The organism is Psychromonas arctica DSM 14288, assembly GCF_000482725.1.
Taxonomy (GTDB): domain Bacteria; phylum Pseudomonadota; class Gammaproteobacteria; order Enterobacterales; family Psychromonadaceae; genus Psychromonas; species Psychromonas arctica.
Genome location: NZ_AXWP01000108.1, coordinates 1 through 1,438, shown reverse-complemented (window position 1 = coordinate 1,438; position 1,438 = coordinate 1). Strand labels below are relative to the sequence as shown.

Sequence of the window (1,438 nt, the reverse complement as noted above, 5' to 3'; positions counted from 1 at the left end):
CAATGCCGTTCGGTTAAGAGATTTTAGGCTTATATCTTAACGGATATCTAGATGGAATATAGAGCACTGAACGTGAAAACGTTCGGTGTTTTCTTTTTTTGGGCAAAATAAAATGTTTAACATCTTCTCGCATAAGCTGAAGCTTTTTCGGAATAGTGCCATTACCTGATAGTGCATAGGCTCTTATTTGCGTATCTATAATACAAATGGCTGCCGTGAAACTGATCCGTGTAGGTTCAACCTTCGCTTCTAGCGCAATATTAACCATTTCAAGTCGGATCAAATTATAACCCAATAATACCCCCCATAGTTCCTGCCGTACCCCTTCTGGAAAACGACTTCGTAGTGTTATTTCCCCATTAAGCTGATTATTTTTAAGCTCTCCAAAACTCTGCTCTATTTCCCATCGTTCCCAGTACACAGATAGTAATGCATCCATTGAATACAGTGTCGGATCAATTAATGAGGTAATAAAGCCTTTAATATCACCCTTTGGATCTTGGTAACATATCATTCTTACTTGCCAAGTCTCTGGTAAGGTTGGGTTTTTAGTTCTTGCTTGCGGGGATACTGGCATTTCGATTAATAAATCATTATCGGCATACCGATCAATAACTTCATACCGCATAGCTTTTTTTACCGGTGTTAGCCAATGTGCATTGATACCGAACTGCTGCCAATTGAGCATTAGGTCTGCTGAAAAATAACAACGATCAAATAAGGTTAATGAATCTTCTGGAATATCGGTCAGTAGCCGTTTAGCTAAGGTTATCTCGCCGACACTACAGCTATCAAATGCAGCGCCAAGTAGCATCCGAGTATGCGTTGAATGCAAAGAAACCATACGAAGTTGCGGATAAACAGGATTAGATTGTGAGATAAAACCAAATGCTTCCCTATTTTCTGGTGTGTCTTGCGCTCTAAAGGTCGTGCCATCTACGGCTAATAAGTTTAAACCGATACTATGTTTTTTAGCTATGATAGATTTATGCCAAGCCGCACAAGTTGTACTAAAAAGGTAGCTCATGGGAGATTCACCTAATCGCTTTCGACAATCGGTGAGTACACTAGGGGCAACATGGTCATAGACTTCATCAGGGTTAGTTTGCAAAGCAATATCGAGTGAACCACAGACTTCTTTTATTGAGCAATTTCGCATTAACCCCATCATGATGATTAGCCAAACAGCTTGCTCTGCAGGTAAGCGGCGACGTCGAACACTCGCTTTTTGAGTACAAAATAATGCTTCTTCAATCCATTTAGAATCAATGGCTGTTAATACGCTGTCGTAAGCCTCTTTATTTTCAAATGACTCATACACCAATTCCATCTCTTGATTAAACAAAAAAAATCCCCAACCTTAAATAAGATTAGGGATTATGATCTATCTGGAAGATCGTTCAAGTTTTCTTATTAGATCCTTAACCGATCGGCATTA

The 1,438-nt window shown here is 39.4% G+C and carries 1 protein-coding gene; it reads right to left on the bottom strand.

The window, feature by feature from the left end:
• Window positions 1-13: 13 nt before the first annotated feature.
• The gene (locus tag H592_RS0111525) at window positions 14-1,345 is read right to left on the bottom strand and encodes an IS4 family transposase (protein WP_028868899.1); all 1,332 of its coding nucleotides are present in this window, start codon (window positions 1,343-1,345) and stop codon (window positions 14-16) included.
• Window positions 1,346-1,438: the final 93 nt, after the last annotated feature.